General features: G+C 42.4%; 16 protein-coding genes. 9 read left to right on the forward strand and 7 right to left on the reverse strand.

The window, feature by feature from the left end:
- The first annotated feature begins 8 nt into the window (after positions 1-8).
- The 3 genes from AAEY78_RS07515 to dusA all read left to right on the forward strand — a co-directional run bounded on the left by AAEY78_RS07515 (position 9) and on the right by dusA (position 4,269).
- A complete protein-coding gene (locus AAEY78_RS07515; RefSeq protein WP_502943720.1) occupies positions 9-1,667 on the forward strand; it encodes a phospholipase D family protein in 1,659 nt (552 codons plus the stop codon).
- A 214-nt stretch (positions 1,668-1,881) separates the two neighbouring features.
- Entirely contained in the window at positions 1,882-3,183 is a 1,302-nt protein-coding gene (locus tag AAEY78_RS07520) for an MFS transporter (protein ID WP_352338638.1), read from the forward strand.
- 123 nt (positions 3,184-3,306) lie between these two features.
- On the forward strand, positions 3,307-4,269 hold the full coding sequence (gene dusA / locus AAEY78_RS07525) for a tRNA dihydrouridine(20/20a) synthase DusA (RefSeq protein WP_352338640.1): 963 nt from the start codon (positions 3,307-3,309) through the stop codon (positions 4,267-4,269).
- A 21-nt stretch (positions 4,270-4,290) separates the two neighbouring features.
- On the opposite strand, the gene AAEY78_RS07530 is transcribed toward dusA, so the two are convergent.
- From AAEY78_RS07530 to AAEY78_RS07545, 4 genes are all read right to left on the reverse strand, one after another.
- Entirely contained in the window at positions 4,291-5,067 is a 777-nt protein-coding gene (locus AAEY78_RS07530; RefSeq protein ID WP_352338642.1) for a CPBP family intramembrane glutamic endopeptidase, read from the reverse strand.
- A gap of 94 nt (positions 5,068-5,161) precedes the next feature.
- On the reverse strand, positions 5,162-6,043 hold the full coding sequence (locus tag AAEY78_RS07535) for an alpha/beta fold hydrolase (RefSeq protein WP_352338644.1): 882 nt from the start codon (positions 6,041-6,043) through the stop codon (positions 5,162-5,164).
- 167 nt (positions 6,044-6,210) lie between these two features.
- Positions 6,211-7,269, reverse strand: coding sequence for a signal peptide peptidase SppA (gene sppA / locus AAEY78_RS07540; protein WP_352338646.1), 1,059 nt, complete (start codon positions 7,267-7,269; stop codon positions 6,211-6,213).
- A gap of 279 nt (positions 7,270-7,548) precedes the next feature.
- Positions 7,549-10,527: a ComEC/Rec2 family competence protein gene (locus AAEY78_RS07545; RefSeq protein ID WP_352338648.1), complete on the reverse strand. Its 2,979-nt coding sequence runs from the start codon at positions 10,525-10,527 to the stop codon at positions 7,549-7,551.
- A gap of 382 nt (positions 10,528-10,909) precedes the next feature.
- Here AAEY78_RS07545 and AAEY78_RS07550 point away from each other — a divergent pair, with 382 nt between their 5' ends.
- Entirely contained in the window at positions 10,910-11,524 is a 615-nt protein-coding gene (locus tag AAEY78_RS07550) for a DUF2062 domain-containing protein (RefSeq protein WP_352338650.1), read from the forward strand.
- 64 nt (positions 11,525-11,588) lie between these two features.
- Here AAEY78_RS07550 and lolD read toward each other — a convergent pair whose 3' ends face one another.
- Both lolD and AAEY78_RS07560 read right to left on the reverse strand, forming a co-directional pair.
- On the reverse strand, positions 11,589-12,269 hold the full coding sequence (gene lolD, locus AAEY78_RS07555; RefSeq protein WP_352338652.1) for a lipoprotein-releasing ABC transporter ATP-binding protein LolD: 681 nt from the start codon (positions 12,267-12,269) through the stop codon (positions 11,589-11,591).
- A gap of 164 nt (positions 12,270-12,433) precedes the next feature.
- The gene (locus AAEY78_RS07560) at positions 12,434-13,672 is read right to left on the reverse strand and encodes a lipoprotein-releasing ABC transporter permease subunit (protein ID WP_352338654.1); all 1,239 of its coding nucleotides are present in this window, start codon (positions 13,670-13,672) and stop codon (positions 12,434-12,436) included.
- Between the two features lie 496 nt (positions 13,673-14,168).
- Between AAEY78_RS07560 and AAEY78_RS07565 the strand changes: the two genes are divergently transcribed.
- Entirely contained in the window at positions 14,169-15,149 is a 981-nt protein-coding gene (locus AAEY78_RS07565) for a hypothetical protein (protein WP_352338656.1), read from the forward strand.
- Between the two features lie 161 nt (positions 15,150-15,310).
- Here the strand turns inward: AAEY78_RS07565 and AAEY78_RS07570 are convergent, their stop codons facing one another.
- Complete coding sequence (locus AAEY78_RS07570) at positions 15,311-15,700, reverse strand: SCP2 sterol-binding domain-containing protein (RefSeq protein ID WP_352338658.1); 390 nt, start codon at positions 15,698-15,700, stop codon at positions 15,311-15,313.
- A gap of 1,296 nt (positions 15,701-16,996) precedes the next feature.
- On the opposite strand from AAEY78_RS07570, the gene ccoN reads away from it, so the two are divergent.
- From ccoN to ccoP, 4 genes are read left to right on the forward strand one after another with little or no spacing between them, the layout of a single operon-like run.
- Entirely contained in the window at positions 16,997-18,478 is a 1,482-nt protein-coding gene (gene ccoN, locus AAEY78_RS07575) for a cytochrome-c oxidase, cbb3-type subunit I (protein WP_352338660.1), read from the forward strand.
- Between the two features lie 9 nt (positions 18,479-18,487).
- Entirely contained in the window at positions 18,488-19,126 is a 639-nt protein-coding gene (ccoO, locus tag AAEY78_RS07580) for a cytochrome-c oxidase, cbb3-type subunit II (protein WP_352338662.1), read from the forward strand.
- Positions 19,126-19,308, forward strand: coding sequence for a cbb3-type cytochrome oxidase subunit 3 (locus AAEY78_RS07585; protein ID WP_352338664.1), 183 nt, complete (start codon positions 19,126-19,128; stop codon positions 19,306-19,308). The genes ccoO and AAEY78_RS07585 overlap by 1 nt, the downstream gene beginning before the upstream one ends.
- Positions 19,305-20,438, forward strand: coding sequence for a cytochrome-c oxidase, cbb3-type subunit III (ccoP, locus tag AAEY78_RS07590; RefSeq protein WP_352338665.1), 1,134 nt, complete (start codon positions 19,305-19,307; stop codon positions 20,436-20,438). The genes AAEY78_RS07585 and ccoP overlap by 4 nt, the downstream gene beginning before the upstream one ends.
- Positions 20,439-20,507: the final 69 nt, after the last annotated feature.

Genomic DNA, 20,507 nt, shown 5'->3' on the forward strand with positions numbered 1-20,507 from the left:
TTATGTCAATGTTGAATCTAGACCCAAGTAGCTTATCGCTAAGTTTGACACTTGGGTTAGCCTTGAGCTTAACTGCTTGTCAAGTGCTGCCAAAACAGCCCCATTTACCCGCCAGCCAGCAGCTATCAGCGCGGGTTAATGCGTTATATCATCAAGACAATGGCAAGCTGGTGCAGCATACGCCTACCCATGTTGGTCAAGCGAACCATAACCAGCCAGCAAGAATTGATTTGGTAAGCGCGATTAGTGCCCAAAAGGATATCCATCCGGATTTATCTGGCTATCATCCGATTGTCACTGGGGCAAATGCCTTTGCCTCGCGCAGCATTTTGACAGGTATGGCAGCTGGCAACATCGATGCGCAATACTATATTTGGCATGATGACCAAGCAGGACAATTGCTATTAAAAGACTTATGGGAAGCCGCAGAGCGCGGCGTCATTGTGCGCTTGTTACTCGATGACTTTAATAATAGTGGCGCGTTTGATCAGCATTTACTGCGGTTTTCTAGCCATCCTAATATTGCCGTGCGTATTATCAACCCTTTAATGCACCGTAAGTTTCAAGCACTAAATTTTGTGACCGGATTACCGCGCATTAACAGGCGAATGCACAATAAAAGCATGACTTTTGACAAACAAATTACCATTATTGGTGGGCGTAATATTGGCGATGAGTACCTGAGCAACAGTCAAAACAGTCAATTTGCCGATTTAGATGTCTTGCTCATTGGTAAAGTCGTAGCCGATATTGACAATAGCTTTAACAGCTATTGGTCAGCGCCAATCTCTTTTGATATTGAAACGTTGGCGACGCTGAATAAAGGCGAAACGACTGACTTTTTAAAAGGTTTAGATAAGTTATATGAAAACGAGAAAAACAATACGCGTAGTAGCTTAACCGTCTACAAAGATGCGATTGAAGACTCGTCTATTGATTCTGATTTGCTTAATAAGCGCGTGCCGTTTCGTTGGACGGACATGCAATTCTTAAGTGATGATGTGGGCAAATTAACCAAAAGTGTATCAGCTCAAACTAACTTGGTGCAGCAGCTACGCACCTTACTGGGCACACCAACCAAGCAGCTAACCATTATTTCATCCTACTTTGTGCCTACCAACGATGGGGTTAATACGCTAGTAAAGCTGGCAAACTCTGGGGTTGATATTAAAATTTTAACCAACTCGTTTGATGCAACCGATGTGACTGCTGTTCATTCTGGCTACAGTCAATGGCGACCGAAAATGCTGCGCGCTGGTATCAAAATTTTTGAGCTAAAGTCGACAGCAAGCGAAGAAAAACGCGAGAATAAGCTATGGAAAGCCCGTAGTCAGTCTTCAACCAGCTTACATGCGAAGACTTTTGCCGTTGATGACCATCAAGTTTTTGTTGGCTCATACAACGTCGACCCCCGCTCTGCTAACATCAATACAGAAATGGGCGTGATTATTAATGATAATGAGCTTGCTCGGCAGCTACATGAAGCGCTCAGTGAAGATTTGTTAAATCAGGCTTACGAGGTGAAGCTGGGCGATGATAATAAGCTACAGTGGCATACTGTCGAGCAAGGCAAAAAAGTCATTTATGATACTGAACCTCGCGTTGATATTGTGGATCATGTATGGTTGACGATTATGTCATGGCTGCCTATTGATTGGCTGCTTTAAACGCTTCTGTTTATCCTAGTTTAAATATTTTTTATTTATTATTTGTCTTCTTTAATTGTGCGGTAAATTATCTTGGCAACGGGATTATTTACCGCTTTTTATGGCGCGTGATTACTTCAGGTTTAGTATCGAAATTTTAAGCTTTAAGTTTCTGCCTTTATCTGTTGATTGACCACAACTGTTGCCATATCAATATATGTATAAGTGATTGTCTATGCCTGCCCGTCCTCAATATGAACTGATGTCTTCAAAAGATAAAAACATGGTGATGTTTGTCTGCTTTAGTAGCGCTATCATGTTTTTTGATTTCTTGATTTATTTGTATATGGCAGATATTGTCTCAGCGACCTTTTTGCCAGATACCATAGATTCAAAGTTTGCGCGCCTGCAAGGACTTGGCTTGTTTGCCATTGGCTATTTAGCCCGTCCATTGGGCGGTATTCTGTTTGGGCGCTACGGTGATATCAAGGGGCGCAAACCAGTTCTGTTATATAGTATGCTTGCGACCATGCTGTCGGTACTAGCGATGGCGTGTTTGCCAACTTATGCGCAGTGGGGCTGGGTTGCGCCTGCGTTATTTATTACCCTGCGGCTGATACAAGGCATGTCATTCGGGGTTTATGTGCCACTGGCATGGATATTTATTGCCGAGCATGTGCCGCGTCAATATCTCTCCCTTGGCTGTAGCTATGCCACCGCCAGCTTTTATGTGGGGGTGCTATTTTCTAACGCCTTTTTTATCTGGCTAACCAGCTCTATGACGCCTGACCAGTTGATGAATAATGGCTGGCGTTTGCCGTTCTTTATCGCCGCGATACTCAGCTGCTTGCCTTTATTAACATGGCGCTTGGTCAAAGAGTCTCCATTTTTTACCGACTTAACGTCCCGTAAGCCAGATAAACAGAAGCCAAAACCCTTTACCCTGCTGTTGAAACACTGTCGCCAATCCATCTTTATCGGTTTAATGCTGACCCTGATTATCTCAAGTATCACTACTGTGATTATCTTATTATTGCCTGATTTAATGGAGCTTCGCTTCAGTGTCGATAATGATTTATTTAGCTTTGCGCACAGTCTTGGCATCGTGTTTATGATTTTTGGCTGTATCTTTTATGGATTAGTATCCAACTATCAAAACTTTGGTAAAATTCTTATCGTGGGCTCCTTATTATTAATAGCTCAAATGTTTGCTTTTTATTATCATCTGCAGTCAGGTGGCGACTACATCTTAATTATGTATGCCTTATTAGGATTTTTTGCCGGCATTATTGGCATGATACCCGCTATTTTTGTGCTGTTATTTCCCACCAACGTGCGCTTAACGGGCATCGCCTTTTCTTATAATGTGATGTATGCGGTCGTGGGCGGCTTAGTGCCCTTTGGTCTTGCTTATGCAACGATGTACATTAGCTTTGCTCCAGCATTATATATCGCGTTTATTGGTTTTATTGGCGTTATCATGGGACTGTACTTCTATCATTTACCAGAGTTTAAAAAGATAGATACGGTTATCTAGGTTAAGTGATTGCCTAATAATCGTGCGATAATAGTAGCGCTTAGTCGTACTATTATTAGACTAACGATTCATATGCCCCATAATACTACCCGTTACAAAAGGCTGTAAAGAATGACGATAAACATGACCCATAAACGGCTATCGGTCGCGCCGATGATTGACTGGACGACGACAGATTATCGTTATTTTGCACGGTTATTCAATCCGCAGGTTTATTTATATACTGAGATGATTAGTACTGGCGCGCTGTTATATGGCAATCGTGCCCGTCATTTGCGCTTCGATAAGAGCGAGCATCCGATTGTGTTGCAATTGGGCGGTGCTGATATTAATGAGATGACTCAATGTGCCGAATTTGCGCAGCAACATGGCTATGATGAGGTGAATATTAATGTTGGCTGCCCTTCTGATCGGGTGCAGCATAATAAAATCGGTGCCTGCCTAATGGCAGAGCCGCGGACGGTAGCTGATTTGGTTAAACACATGCAAGCTGCAGTTGATATTCCAGTAACGGTCAAGCACCGTATTGGTATTGATGATTTTGATAGTTATGAGTTTATGAGCGACTTTGTGCAAACGGTAGCAGCAGCAGGCTGTACGCGTTTTATTGTGCATGCGCGCACGGCATGGCTACAGGGTCTTAGCCCCAAACAAAATCGTGAAATTCCACCGCTACGCTATGATGATGTCTATCGTTTAAAACAGGATTTCCCTGAGCTTAGCATTGAGATTAACGGTGGTATTGAGTCGATAGCAGATATTGAGCAGCATTTACAACATATCGATGGTGTGATGATTGGTCGCGCGTTTTATCACAACCCGTATTTGCTGGCAGAAGCCAATGTCCTGTGGGGACAACTAATTCCAAAACGTTCAGATATTATAGCGCAGTTGTATCCAAAGCTTCGCGCCCAAGCAGCGCAAGGCGAATCCTTATCAACGATGACGCGGCACTATTTAGGGCTGTTTCAAGGCTTAACTGGCGCGCGCAAATGGCGACAATCGCTTAGTGGCAAGCCGCATTTAACCATTGAAGATATTGAACGCGCAGCAGATGAAGTATTGCAGTTGAACCCTGATGCCTAGTAAGCGTTTTTAGCAGCAAAATTAATTAACTTGCATTAAATACTGCCCCATTGCGACGCCATTATTAATCATATGCAGCAAAATGGGCAGTAAGACTGAGCCTGACTTGATACGCGCGTAGCAAAATATCAAAGCCAATAGCATAATGGTCGTGATTTCATACAGTCCATATTGCAAGTGAATCACCGCAAAAATAATACTGGTTACAGTACTGGCAATAATAGTGCCACGCTGCATAGAAAACTGCTCACTAATCGCTGACCATAGCAAGCCACGAAACACCAACTCTTCATATATCGGTGCGACTATCACCATCGCAACGACTAGCAACCATACCGAACTTACCGATTGATAAAGTGGATCCACAAAATCAAGCGGCGTTTTATCCAGCCAATACGTCACTATTTGACTGACAAGCATAAACAGCACAAGGATACCCATCATTGCCGCTGCAGTCAGCCATGAAAATGAATGAAGCGCGAGATACTGACGAAAGTTTCCACCTTTGACACGGATAACTGCCATCATTAGCAGCGTTAACAATACGCAGCTGATTAAAATAGAGGCACTGACGATAGTGCCATCCATGCTACCTAAAAAGAAAATATCGCCTACTGTCAATGTGTCTACTGCTGGCAGTAATATGCTGCCAGCAAGATAAATGCCTATCAACTGTGTCACAAAAAACGCGATGACCATACCCACAACTAGCACTGGTACACCAAAACGTGAGAATAATGGACGCGGCGTCAACGGTGGTGATTTTTCTAGGGGTTTTGATTTAGCATCATTGATCATAGCGTAAGGCTCAGAATAATGGCAAAAGGCATCTTATTGACACGAATAACTTAACGACTAGGCTCAGCACAACTAGGCTCAAGCCACTCAACCGTTATAGTTGCTGAGCAATTAGGGTTAAGACGCGCTCAGATACGGATTCCGGATGCTCAAGCGGAAACATATGACCGCCTGCATGCGTCTCGTAAGGGATACCTAAACGAGCATTGATTTGTTGCGGAAAGCGCTGCTTAAAAAACACACTGTCTTCACCAATGATTAAGGTAAGTGGTACTTTTGGCGCACGGTTTGGAGTCAGCCAGTACCATGACGGATTGCTTCGAAACACCGCCACTTCATTTGCTTTAGGAATTGCCAACGTCACTTTGCCATCGGCACGCTCATGTAAACCATGCTCAATATAACCTTGAAAACTGCGCTCATCAAAATGCTTAAAAAAGCCTTTGTGACGCAACTTATCATAAGCATCTTGGCGACTTTCCCACACATCACGGCGATACTTAGAGATACCAGACGGCGATAACTTATCCATACAGCGATGATTCATAAACGGTAGGCGATCAGCAGTTTTTGCCAGATGCCATAGCAAACTGGTTTTACCATAAATCCACGGCGGATCAAGCAGTACTGCTTGGCTAAAGCGCTCAGGAATACGATAAAGTGCCTGCAAAGTACACATCGCTCCCAGTGAGTGTCCAACTGCTACCACTTGTGCCACCCCATGCTGCTGACAAGTACGCTCGACACTATCTACAATCTGTTGGGTTAAGCTGCGCCAATGATTGTCTACCGGATAGTCAGGATGACCGCCTAGCATGGACACATATTCAATGGTAAAAAATTCTGCTAGGTGGGCAAAAAACACCTGATATATTGGACTTGGCATGCCATTAGCATGAGCAAAATGTATCACTGGCTTTTGCGTTAGTTGGGAAACAGGCAACGACGCAAAGGTCTGTGCATTGATCACACTCATGGCTTATTCTCACTGGTTTTATAGGATTATTATTAAATTTAATGAATGGTTATTAAGTAAATAGAAGCTCATAAACCAACAAAACCGAGCCGTTACACATGACTCAGTTTTGTTGATCATTATGTTAAGCAGTTACTAGATATAAAAATCTATATAACACTTTGATACTAACGCATCTTCGCATTGCCATCTTCTTGCGGTAAGACGTCAAGATTGACACTTGAGCCAATCCCTGCGCCCATTTTTACAGCAAAGCGATCCATAAAGAATTGGAAAGGATCTTTTGGCGTATAGTTCACCACACTTTTAAGTTTAAGCTGTTTTTCCAAACTTGAGATACTGCCCGTTTTATCGGCTAAACCTAAGGCAATGGATTGCTCACCTGTCCAGAATAATCCTGAGAATAGCTTGTTTGCTTCAGGGTCTTTAAGACGATCACCACGACCTTTTTTAACAGCATTAATAAAGTGCTTATGGGTATTAGCCAGCACCTTTTCTACGTGTTGTTCTTCATAGTCGGTCAGTGGACGCGACAGGCTTAAGATATCTTTATACTCGCCTGCAGTGATAGTGCGATCTTTTACGCCCACTTTATCCATCAGCCCTTCAACATTATAGCTTGGCATAATCACGCCAATAGAACCAACTAGACTTGACGGATTGACATAAATCTCATCGGCAGCAGAGGCAATATAATACGCACCGGAGGCGCCGATATCACCAATCACTGCATATAGTTTTTTATTGGGATATTTTTTACGCAAATCCATCATGGTTTGCCAGATTTCATCCGATTGTACCGGTGAGCCGCCAGGAGAGTTGATATCTAGCGCGACAGCTTTAGAATTGCTATTTTCAAAAGCTTGCGTTAATGCATCACTCACATCATAGGCATTGGCAGCATCGTCATTGCTGATGGTACCTTGTAACTCCACTACCGCCAAATGTGGCTTGCTGGTATCTATTCCTTCCAGTCCCGCTGGTGCCTTGGTGCTACAGCCACGACCTAAAGTTAGAAAAATTAATAGAATATAACCAAAGGTCAATAGTTTAAAAAAGATACTCCAACGCCGAGCACGGCGCTGCTCTACCACACTGGCTAGCAAGGTATTTTCAATCAGTCGCCATTCTTGCCCAGTAGGCTGGCTTGGCGGCTGGAGCATGGGTGCTGGCTGGTTCGACGAGTTATCAGAGCGTTTATTCGGGTCTGGCGGCCAGTTGGGCATAGTACTTCCTAAGTTAGAAACAGTATAGTTAGAGACAATATGGCTAGGTAAAAATAGCAGTAACAGTAGTGGTAATACCGAAAAATCACTACAGTGCGAATAATCGGGTTAATCCCAATTATCAGTTTGTATCTCAACGGGTAAGTATGGTGGTATTTGTATCATGGTTCAATAGGAGAGATAAGCAAATTATAAAATAGACAAAATAGGATAATGGCTTTGCTCTATTAAATAACGGTTTACCTTAAGTGCTGATTCATTTTATATATTTATAAGTTATTAATCAGCTGAATTTAGTGACAAAGCAACTTCCAAAGGTTCATTATTATAGGTAACTACCTTATTAATGGGCTGAGCTGATAATACGTCAGCGGATACTTGCGATGCGCTGTGCGCTAGCCAAGTGGTCGCATGTTTGGGACGATTAAGACTAGCATCAGAATTAGCTAGTGGATTTATACCACACAATAATGACCACAATTGCCAAACACGCGCATGGGTACTCGTATCTACAATTAAGCGAGATTGTGCATGTGGCGGTGCGGTTATAATATTTTGAGCCGTTAAAGGCAGCGATTGCTGCGGTGCGCTAGAATTATATTGAACAATCTTTATTGGTAAAGCACTTTCAATAGCTAAGCTACAATCCCATACGCTACTATCATCTATCTCACTCCAGCCGGTTAGTGCCTGCAGCGACAACGTGCCATTCGGCAGCTGCCATTTTTTATCTTGCTCACAGCGCTGCGCGGTAATCGACGGCTTGCGCGTAGCACTTTCGTTCATATTATTCATGGCTATGTTCGCCCAGCGCTCACTACGCCCTGCTTGCCAATAATGACTGCTAGGCAAGTTCTGCGTCAGCTTAGCAACTGTTAATGGTAGCAATAATGAGGATTCATTATTTGCCGCACGCTCGTTTTTAACCGGTAAAGGTTTACTTAAAGTTGAAGGTTTGGTTAAATCTGTTACTTGCGTCTGAACCACAATGCCTTCTAAACGACTGATAGATAATGTACGTAGCTGCTGCTCTAGTGATGCCGATAATTTATCCGCGGTTAAGTGACTGGGCATGGTGCGTTCACCTTGTAGCCGGTGGTCTGCTAACAATAGCCAACTGACGTTATTTTTTGCTTTGTTATTGCCAGTGTCATTATCTTCGAGCACAGGATATTGCAGTACGGCTGCGGTCACATAACGGTCACTCGTGGGCAAAATATAGAGCGTTGGAGTCAATGTCAGTGCTTGCTGATTGGCAAATAGAGTCGTCGCTAGTAATGTCAAAGGCGGCAACGATAGCCAACGACTCAGCAAACCACGTGGCAGCAACCAAGGCAGCGCAACCAACAGTGCCACCAATAGCATGCCAGTATTGAAAGGGGTATAAAGCCATGCGCTTTTTAATACTGGCAATGTCGTAAGTGCACTAATAAGCTCATGTAACCCAGCAACAATAGCGCTTACCATAGACCAAATAGCATCTGCAACGACAGGGGCTATTAAATAGCAAAGTCCAGCAAGCAAATTCAGCGGTACGATTATCCAGCCAAATAAACCAATGGCAAACAGATTAACCACCAAGCCCCACAACGATGCCTTGCCAAATAACAATAAAGTTATCGGCAGCAAGGCAATAAATAACCAGCACTGTAATTTAAATAACTGCTTAAAGCGTAGCCATAGCTGTTTAGTAAAAGGAGCAGCAGTAAGTGAATATGCAGTAATTGGCAAGGACGTTGAATTATTAGACGGCGATAATAGCTGACCATTTTCTACGCTGTTTTTAATTGGCAACTGTGAGCTGTCGTCATATCTTAATAATAATGCCACAGCGATAAAAGACAGCCAATAACCCGCCTGCCATAAGACATAAGGATCCTGCCACGCCATGATAACTGCCAATACCAATAATACCCGCATGGTACTAATGGGCAATAACGTCAAACGTACCGCGCCTATCGCCAGTAACATCCATGCCGTACGCGCAGCAGGCACATCAAATCCCGTAAATAGCGCATAAATAAATGCCGCGCTAATCATCACCAGCCAGCGAATCTGCGAACGCGGCACAGTGCGATATAATATCGCTGCTTTATTATCCAAAATTATCGTTGCAAGCCCTGCCAAAACAATAGCTAAAAACAAGACATGCGTACCAGAAATCGCCAATAAATGCGAGATACCTGCCAGCTGATACAAGTCTTTTGTCTCGCGATTAATCAAGCTGCGATCACCCGTCAGCAAACTTAATGTCACCGCACGCGCTTGCTGTTCTGCGCTCGAATAACGCGCCCATCCTTGATAAAAATGCTGACGCAACTGCCAACGTCCTTGGTCAATGCTCAGACGAAAACGCTGCAGATAACTAGTAGAAGTCTTGAGCGTGGAAGTAGCTAAGGTAGAATACTCAGCGGCAGATTGCACGGGCGTGCCGATTGCAATGATATTGGCAACGCCATCAATATGACGGGCGCGCAGCCAGCGATAACTGTCAAAGCCTGTGGCATTATTTACGTCTTGTTGCGATGTTTTTAGCGGTGCAAGCGTGAGACTCATCAATAACTGATCGCCCGGTTTTAAATTATTTAAGGCATCCAGCTTCACCGCTTTTTTATTATTACTAGGATAGGCATTGAGCAGGATACGATATTGAATGTCGTCAATGTCGTTGTCTATACGCCCATTTTTAGACTGTATTTTAAAAACATCTGATTTGAGATAGTCAGAGGTCGCTTTATTTAAATCTTGCGCGGTCATATTGGCTACTAACGGGGTTATAGAGCGTAACTGCGCCACTTGTCGATAACCGCTATTATCGCCATTTTTACCACTAGTATCATAAACGCTGTCACTAATTCCCTCAATAGTTACCCATGCCATGACGCGCATCGTGTCATTTATTTTAGTGCTTTCTGCTTGTTGATAATGCTGAAGCGCTTGCCAAGCACTGCCGACAATCAAAGCGCCTGCTAAAAATGCCATCAACGTATAACGTATGACGGACAAAAAAACACAAATAGTTGAGAATGGAAGCTGAAATTTCGGAGCTGTATTGAGTACTGTAACTGGCACAGCAGACCGTCTACCACGCTGGCTTATAAATAAAAGCAATATTGCCATCACCATAAGAGAGGGTATACTAAACAAAGCAGAATTTATGTTCAGCAGCGCGGTGCTATCCGGCATGCCGCCAGTGGTCGACACACTTAGCACCGCCAGCATCACAGTGAGGATAATTATTCCAAGTAATCCGTACACCAGCACTCCTTGCTTGATGTTAAGAAGAAATAGATGAGTTGTTTTAAATACAGAAATTTTGAGTAACAGTAAGATATGAACAAAGCTATGAATTGAATAATATCAGCGCTAAGATATGCGGACAGCCTAGAATAAACAGCTTAAAAAATGTGGGTTAGAATAAAAAAGCATAAGCATTTGCAAGTGATTACTACTATAACAAGCACTATCGTTTGGTTCCATGTTAACAAACAAAGCTCGCAATAGTATTCCCCACGCGATTACCCTATACTTATTCAAAACGTTGCAGCATTAACCGACACTATTCTCCGTATCTCTCATCCTTTCTACCACTCATATTAAGAATGATACTAGAACTTAGATAGTAGTGTCTAAGATTGCAATGAGCCGATTATATTCCTTGATAGAAGGCAAGCCTGTGCCAAAAAACCGACTAAAAAAACTGTTGCCTACGCCTGAAAAAATATTGGAAAGTCGCTCATTAAAGCTGTTAGCGCCGCATTTAGTAGATCCGCGTCTATGGCAATTTAATCGTCATAGTTTAAATAAAGCGGTTTATATTGGCGTACTGAGTGCATTTTTTCCATTACCCGGGCAGATGCTCCTTGCCCTAATTGGCGCGCTGATTTTTCGTGCCAATGTACCTATGGCGCTTGGGCTGACGTGGATCACCAATCCCGTAACGACATTACCAGTTTTTTACGCTGCTTATTATGTTGGTGCTAAAATTCTAGATGTGCCGATGATTAGCTTGCGCCTGATTGGCAAAATGATATCGGACTTTAGCTTATGGATATTGGCAAGCGGTCCCAATCCATTCGAGACCTATCGTGGCGCTGTCTCACTTTCGGCATTTTGTTTGGGATTAATCATCTTGGCGGTGCTAACCAGTATCATTTGCGGTTTAGCGTTTAAAGCCATTTGGCGTTATAAAACTATTATTACTTGGCAACAACGCCAAAAAGATACTAGTAACAAAACGCCTAAGGATTTATAAACCTTTAGGTTTTAGCGCTTATATTAATTTACATCACTGGATATGATGTCTCATGAACTTTTGGCTAATACTCTTCCCAATGCCCATTACGTAACAGGAGCTGTCGATCGGCAAGTGCTGCCAAATTACGATCATGAGTCACCATCAATAGCGCCGTTTGCATGGTACTTTGTAACTCAGATAGCAATCCAAAGACACTTTGCGCATTGTCATAATCTAAATTACCCGTTGGCTCATCGGCTAGTATTAATGATGGTTTTGTCACCAATGCCCGTGCAATCGCCACGCGTTGACGTTCACCGCCCGATAGCTCACCCGGTCTATGCGCCAAACGATGCTCAAGACCAACACTGGTCAAAATATCTATCGCTTGTTGGCGTGCTTCAGTCGTTGAGACCTTTGGACGCATTAATAATGGCATCGCGACGTTTTCAATAGCAGTGAACTCTGCCAATAAATGATGAAACTGATAAATAAAGCCCAAATGCTTATTACGCATCGCGCCACGTTCGGTTTCATTCATACTATTTAACAACTGACCATGTAGCCACACCTCGCCACTGGTTGGTGTATCAAGCCCACCAAGCAAATGAAGCAAGGTACTCTTTCCTGAACCACTGGTACCGACAATCGCAATACGTTCACCCGCATTTACCGTCATATCTAATCCGGTTAATACTTGCGTGCGTACCGCGCCTTCATCATATATCTTACTTATATTGCTCGCCTTTAATATGACAGACATAGCGTATCCTTTATTCTTACTTAATAACCGCTGGAATAAGCATTTAAGCTTAAATGGCTTGATGGCTTGGGTAATGAGTAAGTACTAACGCAGATTTGGTTATCATAAAAACGGCGCTATTACTTACTAGCTCTTACTTACTAGATATCACTTATTAATAGCTATTACTCATAGCGCAAGGTTTGTGCTGGTTGAATCTTAGCCGCACGCCGTGCCGGATAAATAGTCGCTAAGAAACTCAATACAAATGAGGCACCCGTAATTAACGCCACATCTACCAAGCGCAGCTGTGAGGGTAAATAATTAATAAAATAAGCATCGAATAAATGCAAACCAAAACTTTGATTGATAAAGCCCAGAATATCACTGATGGTTAGCGCGAATATGACACCCAATATCGTGCCAGCAACTGTTCCAATCACTCCAATAACCACGCCTTGTACCATAAACACTTGCGTAATCAAGCGCGGTGACGCACCAAAGGTTTTTAAAATAGCAATATCGGCTTTTTTATCGGTTACCAGCATTACCAAACTTGAAACAATATTAAACGCCGCAACTAGAATAATTAAGAACAATAGCAAGCCAACCATCGCTTTTTCCATTTGAATGGCGCCAAATAAATTGCCATGGGTTTGCGTCCAGTCATTGGGATAAAGCTGATCTGGCGCAATTGCAGCGGCTTTTTGTGCGGCTATCGGGGCAGTAAAGATATCATTTAGCTTTAGGCGAATGCCTTGCGCGCCATCTGGCAAGCGCAACAGCTTAGCAGCATCATTCATCGGAATAAATGCCATGATGCTATCTACTTCTGGGCTGATGCTAAAGATACCGGTTAAGGTAAAACGCTTAAAGCGCGGGATAACCCCTGCTGGCGAGGGTGACGCTTCTGGCAACACCAAGGTGACTTTATCGCCGATAATCAGACCAAGTGAATTCACCATCTCTTCACCGAGTACAATACTAAAATCGCCGCTTTTTAGCGTATCAATACTGCCTTCCGTCATGTGCTCATTGATAATAGAGACATTTTTTTCGTATTTTGGGTCAATACCAGTGACCATAATCCCAGCGACTTGACCGTTGGATGTCAACATTCCTTGCAGCTGAATAAAAGGAGCGACAGCCACTACTTCTGGGTCATCCGCCTTAATCTTATCAGCCAACGCTTCCCAGTCACCGATAACCTCAGTTGCCGTAACCGTGGCTTGTGGCACCATACCCAAAATACGAGTCTTAAGCTCACGGTCAAAACCATTCATCACTGATAATACGGTGATTAATACCGCTACCCCAAGGGTCAAACCTATCATCGAGATGAGCGATATAAAAGAGATAAAGCGATTACTACGCTCGGCTCTGGTATATCGTAATCCGATAAATAATGCTAAAGGACGAAACATATTCAAACTCTTTATCTTGTCTACAAGCAGCACGACATAATACGTAAGTCGACACTAACTCATATGGTTTTAGACCGCCCTGATTTTACACAGTAGACAGTCATATTATTTATCTTATTGGTTATTTAACAAGACTGGCAAAAGGGGAACAGTTTGACACAAACTGCTCACCATGTGCCATTCATTCACTTATTTGTTCATAGAAACTGCGCGTATTTTCCCCCAGAACGCTAGGCTTTGTTATTATTTTTTGTGAGGGGCTTGCTATTATGCATATCTATACCTATATATTATAGACTAGGGATCATTATCATTCACCCATCATGACTGTTTGCTACCGTTATCTTGATTATATAACGCTATTTTTAGGCTAATGACTTGTCACAAGAGTCAATATTCAGCTGATTATTGCTGGATGTTTGCGCATTGTATAATAGTTAAGAATATAATTACTAAACGCTCAAGCATCATAGCTGACCTAATTTTGAGTATTTTCATGACTATTAATTATCAATATAAAAATATCCAATCTCCTATTAAAGTTGTCTTAACGGATGAACAATCTGCCGGTCATGCTGATCATTGGCGTATTTTGACTGATGATATGAGTAATGACGTGCCAGAATGGCTACAAAAAATGATTGAGCAAGCAGCCATGCCAAAAGGTCTCAACGGTAATGTCAGCTCGAATGATACCTGCTTATTATTATCAGAAGATCAGCCTTGCCATATCAATCAAGTCCTTGCCATGAAAGATGGTAAGCCTGAGTGCTTTATTAATGCTTATCCTTGCGTTGATGGTCCTTATGGTCTGACCTGCCGTATCGAGCGTATGATTGTAAATGAAAATACCAACGATGCAGTGCTTCGTATGCGCACCGCAGATGGCAGCATTATTTATGCTTTTGATCAGCTGTATACGGCTAACCGTCACCTTTACCAACAAGGTACTGATTATTTTGTGAATTTTAGCGGCTGGGCTCATGAAATCACTTTGAGTGAGCAAAACGAAGTCATCATGGTAGAAGACCCTGAAGCTATTCGTTATCACCGCGCCTTTAACGATATCGTAGCGGCAAATGATGGACAATTGCCAAACGATTTGCAAGAACAAATAAAGCAATGGCAACCGACAACCGAAGCACAAAAGCAGCCGGTAGAAATTAATCTTGGTCATATGTGTGCGTATTTATTCGGTGATGCATTAGGTCAAGAAGACGAAGCATGGTGCCAAGGTCAGGTATTGGGTAAACAAGAAACCTCATTTAATGGTAAGACGGTGATTTTATTTGACGTCGTGATTTTACGTGAACAAAATGCCACTCCATTCGTAGTACGTATTGGCGCAATGAAACACGCTGGCACGGAAGCCATTCAAGTCCATGATTACGTGCAAGCCAATATATGGCTTCAAGCTGCTATTTATAAAGAGAATCAAGCAGCAGCACAATCATTGCAACAGTCGCAAGCCAGCTAAAAGCCTTCATCCTTGCGCGATAATCGTCTTTGCTCCCAATAAAAAAGCCCCTAAATGATTTAGAGGCTTTTTTATTATTCCATTATCTATAATTACAATACAGATTTATGAGTTATGTCTTTATCAATAATAAACGTACTTACCATTTATCATGAGTAACATTAACCCATATTGGTCTCTGAACGAATACGTTTAAACAGCTCTTTTTGCTCAGTGCTTGGACGCGCTGTTTGTAATGCCATTAATTGCGACATATCGCCTTCAACACGAATTTTGCCACCCATAAAGGCGCCCATAATTTCATTCATGTCAAAATCAGTAATGATAGATTGCAACAATTCACGATCCAATAACAAGGTAGTGGTCGCCTTGTCATTCAATCCGCGATGCAAATAGCCGTTAGCAAAATTGGCTTCAATATCTTGGTCACTATCAGCAACTTTAAGATTAATCACCATATCTGCCAATGCAGGTGGCAAATTCAATTCACCGGCTTCTTGACCAAGCTGTTCCACTTGTTCAAACCAAGGGTCTGATAAAAAATCTAACATAATACTATCCTTAATGAATATCACACATTAAACGCTATAACGGCAAGGCCATTGCGTTCTTAGCGCTAGATATTGTATAAAAGTTATTTATCGTTTACCTGTCATAAATATCAACACCTATTTCACGCTTACCACTCTAGGTCAGATAAAAATCGACAGTTGCTATTAACAGGTACTATTAATCAGACACATTATGGCGCGCTTTTAAAAGAAGTAAAACCTATAATCAGCGTTATTTGCGAAAGTGTAACAAACCTACTTTAATCCGTAGCTTTGTTAACGCAACAAATCATAAAAACTAAAATACTTAGCCATTTAGTTAATTGTTCGATTCTACGGATTTTTAGCTAGCCAATCACCAGTAAAGCTATGTTATTACCCTTATCTATGTAATCCCCTTCATATTGTATTGATATGTTGCCGTTTTTTGCTATTATACCTTCCACTACATGCTTATCTCGTTTATATATCTTTTAAAACCTTGCTCTACACTCTTATATTTAGACTTGCTTACAAGGGTCATAAAGTATCAACAGGTATTTAAATCTTAACTTATCTGATAGATAGGCGTATTATGAGTTTAATTATATTGTTAACGTTATGTTAGTGAATGATGACAAGGTAATATGCGCTTATAAACAATCCTTGATATATTTTCTATCATGACTCTTGTTTAACAGTTATATTGACCATTATTTTTTTCGGTAAAAACAAGGACTTACATATAGTTGGTGTTCTTTACAACCATTATTTTGGAGCTTTGTTTTTATTAAAGAGTTTGTATTTTAGCGCAGAGTTCTGATGATATTTGCTTAATATTGCGTTACAATACCTTAAACAGAATCGGTAGTTTTAACTAAACATTACGTAAACATGCTTCTGTCAGTCATAGCCTGCATTGCCATCTATTTAAAATCCGGTTGATTTATAAGGCTTTTTCTTGATTATCGAAGAGCTAGCCTTACCAAAAATGCCGTCAATTGTTATGAATAGAGGGGTGCGGCTTTAAAAGAGTCTGCTCTTTTAGTTACTCATTTAACACCTTAACAACCGTATTAATTATACTATCCCCGCTTAGTCGCATGCGCCCTTGTTAATGACGTTTGCCTATCAGCAACAGCTGATAATCAGTAAGCTGAGCCGTTAGTTAATACCGTTTGTGAGAGTGATGAGGTCAGACACTAGCATGTACTAAGAGCACCTGTGTATCTGGTTATATCGTGTTTTTTGCTAAAAAACGATATCGTAAGCATGAGTTAATGCTCCTGATAAATCGGGCTGTAAAGGAATCATCCAATGAGTTTACAAAACACAGCAGTCGCCCCAGTTGATCGTGAATATGAAATCACCATCATACGATTCTTTACGATTATGGCCGTAGTATGGGGCATCGTCGGTATGGGTATCGGTGTCTTCATTGCGTCACAGCTGGCATGGCCAGCACTTAATTTTGACATTCCCTGGATCACATTTAGTCGTCTAAGACCACTGCATACCAATGCGGTTATTTTCGCGTTTGGTGGTAGTGCCTTATTTGCAACGTCTTATTACATCGTTCAGCGTACCTGTAAGACGCGGTTATTTGCTCCGTATTTAGCATGGTTTACCTTCTGGGGTTGGCAGGCGGTCATTGTATCTGCTGTCATTACCCTACCATTAGGTTTGACCTCAACGAAAGAATACGCTGAGCTTGAGTGGCCGATTGATATCTTAATTGCATTGGTATGGATTTCTTATGCGATTGTGTTCTTTGGTACGTTAATCAAGCGTAAAACCTCACATATTTATGTGGCTAACTGGTTTTTCGCTGCCTTTATTATTACCATTGCCTTGCTTCATATCGTCAACAGTATGGCAATTCCGGTCAGCGCCTTTAAGTCTTATTCGTTATTTGGCGGTGCAACGGATGCGATGGTGCAGTGGTGGTATGGGCATAACGCGGTAGGTTTTTATCTGACGGCAGCTTTCCTTGGAATGATGTATTACTTCGTTCCAGTACAGATTGGTCGTCCTATTTATTCTTATCGTTTGTCTATCGTTCACTTTTGGGCATTGATTGCTTCATACATGTGGGCTGGTGGTCACCATTTACACTATTCAGCGCTGCCAGATTGGACTCAATCTCTAGCAATGGTCTTCTCTATTATCCTATTTGCACCTTCTTGGGGCGGTATGATTAACGGCGTACTTACGTTATCAGGCAGCTGGGATAAATTGCGTACCGATCCTATCATTCGCTTTATGATTGTCGCGTTATCTTTCTATGCGATGTCAACGTTTGAAGGTCCAATGATGTCTATTAAGACGGTCAATGCGCTATCGCATAATACCGACTGGACAGTAGGTCACGTACACTCAGGGGCACTTGGCTGGGTTGGTATGATTACTATTGGTTCACTATATGTGCTATTACCACGTATTTATAATAAACCAAAAATGTATTCTATCAGCTTAATTACGACGCATTTCTGGTTAGCGACTGCCGGTACGATCTTCTATATCGTTTCTATGTGGATTTCAGGTATTGGTCAAGGCATGATGTGGTTGGCTACTAATCCTGATGGTACTTTGGTATATAGTTTCGTTGATACCGTTGAGTTCTCGCATTTCCCATATATTGGTCGTGCGTTTGGTGGTCTGCTCTACGTATCTGGTATGTTTGTTATGGCATATAATGTCTATAAAACGCTTAAGATGCCAGAAGGTAAGCCAGTAGATATTGCTGATCCGACTGATCATGAACCTAGTGTCGATCAAACTTCGACAGCTAAAGTATAAGGAGCGATCATGGCTGGTACACCGCATGAAATTATTGAAAAAAATACAGGCTTGTTGGTCATCGGTATCGTTATTGCCATTAGCTTTGCAACGCTCGTTGAGATTGTACCGCTAATATACGATTATAAGGGTGCTGAAGAAGGCGGGGTTAACAAGCCCTTGCCTGCTATGGAACCTTGGACTGCGCTTGAATTTGAAGGTCGTGACATTTACATCCGTGAAGGTTGTCACGTCTGTCATACCCAAATGGTGCGTCCATTACGTGCAGAAGTTGAGCGTTATGGACCTTACTCGCGTGCTGCTGAGTCGACGTGGGATCACCCTTTTCTTTGGGGATCGAAACGTACTGGTCCTGATTTAGCACGTGTTGGTGGACGCTATTCTGAAGATTGGCAAAAGCAACATCTTATCGCACCTCGCTCTCTTGTGCCTGAGTCGGTTATGCCAGGTTTTCCTTGGCTTGCCAAAAACGAAGTCAACGGTACGAATGTTCAGGATAAAATGCGCCTGTTCCGTGATCGCTTCGGTGTACCTTACACTGATGAAGACATTGAAGGCGCACCTGATGCTGTGCTTGGTGCTACCGAACTTGATGCTTTGGTTGCTTATTTGCAACAGCTAGGTACGGCTATGGAAGGACAGCGCTAATGGGTATTGGTGAATTACAAACAATTGCGACCGTTTCTGCCTTTATTGCCTTCGTAGGTGTTGCATGGTGGGCGTATTCGCCAAAAAACAAAAAACGCTTCGAAGAAGATGCACAACTTGCGCTTGATGACAAAGACATTGAAGCTTTGTCTGAAGAGCAGCGCAATAAGGATGAACAATGACATTTTTTTGGAGTTCTTGGATTACCATCTTAAGTTTTGGGTGTTGGCTTTTCATCCTTGGCGTTTTATTGATGGTATTAAAATTTAAGCCAGAAGTAGAAGAAGATGGTACGACAGGTCATGAATATGATGGTATCCGAGAGTATGACAAGCCTTTGCCAAAATGGTGGTTAGTGATCTTTTTTGGTTCTATCGTTTGGGGCATCGCTTATTGGATATTTTTTCCAGCAATGTTTCCAAAGCATTGGGATGGTATCTCAACTGTACAAGTGGATGGCGAAACCGTACCTTGGACGTCGCATAACGAGCTAAACAGTGATCTTGAAAAGAACAACAAGGTATTCACTGATAACTTTGAGAAAAGTATTTTGGCTCAAGCTGGTGCAAGTGGCGCAACAAAAACGTTAGCAAGCTTGTCTGGTATGCAAGCAACACTACGTCGTAGTGAAACGCCGCCTGCGGACTTGCAAACGAAGATTGATGAAGCTACGGCAGAATTAGCACCCTATGTGGAAAAACTGGCTGAAAACCCAAATGCATTGAAAGTGGGTAGTCGTCTGTTTTTACAGAACTGTTCGGTTTGTCACGGTTCTAATGCTAAAGGCGCCACAGGCTATCCTAACTTGACTGACAATGATTGGTTGTATGGCGGTGAAGCTGACCATATTCTAGCTACCTTGCATAAGGGTCGTGTGGGCGGTATGCCAGCATGGCGTGATCAAATCGGTGAAGATGGCGTACGTGCAGCATCTGAATACGTGCTATCGTTATCTTCTAGTAAGGGCAGTAAGAGCAATGGCGAGCTGGATAAAACCCTTGTCACACAAGGTGCAGCTATCTTTGATCAAAATTGTGCGCTTTGTCATGGTAAAGACGGCAAAGGTATGACTTCAGCGGGTGCCCCTAACCTAACGGACAACGTGTGGTTATATGGCGGTGAGCGTGAAGTCGTTCGTGATACGTTGCGTTATGGTCGTGCGGGCGTCATGCCACAGTGGGAATCAAAGCTAGGTAATGAGCGTATTATGTTGCTTGCAGCTTATGTCTACTCGTTATCGGATCGCAATACAGCGGCGATGAAAGCACCTGTAGCGACAGCCGTTAAAACTGCGCAAGCTCCTGCTCAGTAAATTAGTTTAACTTAATAAAATCTAATGCATTACAACAAGGAGGACTGTCATTGCAGTGCTCCTTTTTTA

Origin of the sequence: Psychrobacter sp. 16-MNA-CIBAN-0192, from assembly GCF_040309565.1 — a bacterium.
Lineage (GTDB): Bacteria > Pseudomonadota > Gammaproteobacteria > Pseudomonadales > Moraxellaceae > Psychrobacter.